Source organism: Deferribacterota bacterium (assembly GCA_034189185.1).
Taxonomy (GTDB): Bacteria; Chrysiogenota; Deferribacteres; order Deferribacterales; family UBA228; genus UBA228.
The window spans coordinates 1-1,716 of sequence record JAXHVM010000287.1 but is presented as its reverse complement, the minus strand read 5'-3'; the positions used below and the strand labels follow the sequence as shown (position 1 = coordinate 1,716).

General features: G+C 33.2%; 1 protein-coding gene and 1 riboswitch. The gene reads right to left on the bottom strand.

The features are described from left to right. Positions 1-1,350: ribonucleoside triphosphate reductase (locus SVN78_10955; GenBank protein ID MDY6822125.1), on the bottom strand; the 1,350-nt coding region annotated here is incomplete at its 3' end. A 128-nt stretch (positions 1,351-1,478) separates the two neighbouring features. Next, positions 1,479-1,680, bottom strand: a riboswitch (cobalamin riboswitch). Between the last annotated feature and the right edge of the window lie 36 nt (positions 1,681-1,716).

Here is a 1,716-nt window from a genome sequence, read left to right as displayed (position 1 = left end):
AGTTTTTCTTTTAATTTTTAAACTATTTCTTGCAAGCTCCATTAAATTATCCAGTCTCTTATAAAAATCATTTTCATCGGCTGCCAGATAACCTAATTTTGGTAGATTAATTGTAACAACACCAATAGAGCCTGTTAATGGATTTGCTCCAAAAAGTCCTCCGCCTCTTTTTCTTAATTGTCTATTGTCAAGTCTAAGCCTACAACACATACTTCTTGCATCTTCTGGGTTCATATCAGAATTAACAAAGTTTGCAAAATAAGGGATACCATATTTTCCAGTCATAGCCATAAGATCATCTAATATTTTTCTATTCCAGTTAAAGTTTTTAGAGATATTATATGTTGGAATAGGGAAGGTGAATATTCTCCCTTTAGCATCACCTTCGGTCATTATCTCTATAAAGGCATGATTTATAAGATCCATTTCCTTCTGAAATTCACCATATGTACAATTTAAAGCTTTTCCACCGTGAATTACACATTCATTTTTTAAAATTGAAGGCACTTCTAAATCCATTGTAAGGTTTGTGAAAGGTGTTTGAAAGCCTACACGAGTGGGAACATTTAGATTGAATATAAATTCCTGCATACACTGTTTAACATCACTATATTCAAGCTTATCAAATCTGACAAAAGGGGCTAAATAGGTGTCAAAGCTTGCAAGGGCTTGAGCTCCAGCTGCTTCACCCTGCAATGTATAGAAAAAGTTAACTATTTGTCCAAGTGCACTTCTTAAGTGTTTTGCTGGTTTACTCTCCACTTTGCCATGAACTCCTTTAAAGCCTTTTAGTAAAATATCTTTTAAATCCCATCCACAACAATAGACGGAGAGTGATCCTAGATCATGTATATAAAAATCTCCGCTATTATGTGCATTTCTTATTTCTTCTGGGTATATTTTACCCAGCCAATACTTTGAGATGATTGTAGAAGAGATAAAGTTATTTAAACCTTGAAAAGAAAATGTTGTATTGCTGTTTTCTTTTACCCGCCAACTACTTTTATTTATATAATTTTCAATTATATTTTCTATTTCACCAAATGCAGTTTTTATATCTCTTATGTCTGCCCTTTGTTTTCTATATAATATATATGCTTTTGCTGTTTTGGCGTGGCCAGCTTCAATAAGTGTTTTCTCAACTTCATCTTGTATTTCTTCTACTGTAACAACCCCTATATCGCCATATTTTTTATGTATAATTTTTACTACTTGTAATGCTAGGTTATTAGCAATTTTTCTGTCTTCGCCACCCACAGCTTTGGCAGCCTTGTAAATTGCTTCAACTATTCGCTCATAATCAAAGTTTACAATTCTCCCATCACGTTTTACTACTTTATTAACGCTCATTTAGCACCTCTATAAAACATTTATTTTAAAGTGATTATTAAATTGTAAGTTGAAAATTAAAGGATAATGAAAAAGGTATAAACTAGGCTTAGATTCTTTCATAAACCTACCCTCCGTAGAATTGCCTGTATTATTTATACAGGTTGTTTAGGTATCCTGGCTAACCATCTCATCTACCAATATATGGTAGACATCCTACTCCCGGCCTTCCCACCATAATATATGGCAGTGGCTTTATCGGTTTCGTCTGGAACACAGTTGCGGGGGCAGCATCGGATTCTAACCGATTTCCCTAAACTAAAAGCACTTTAACAAAAGCTTAAATATTTGTCAAAGAAAAATTAAATGTTTTATAATCATAAAAAT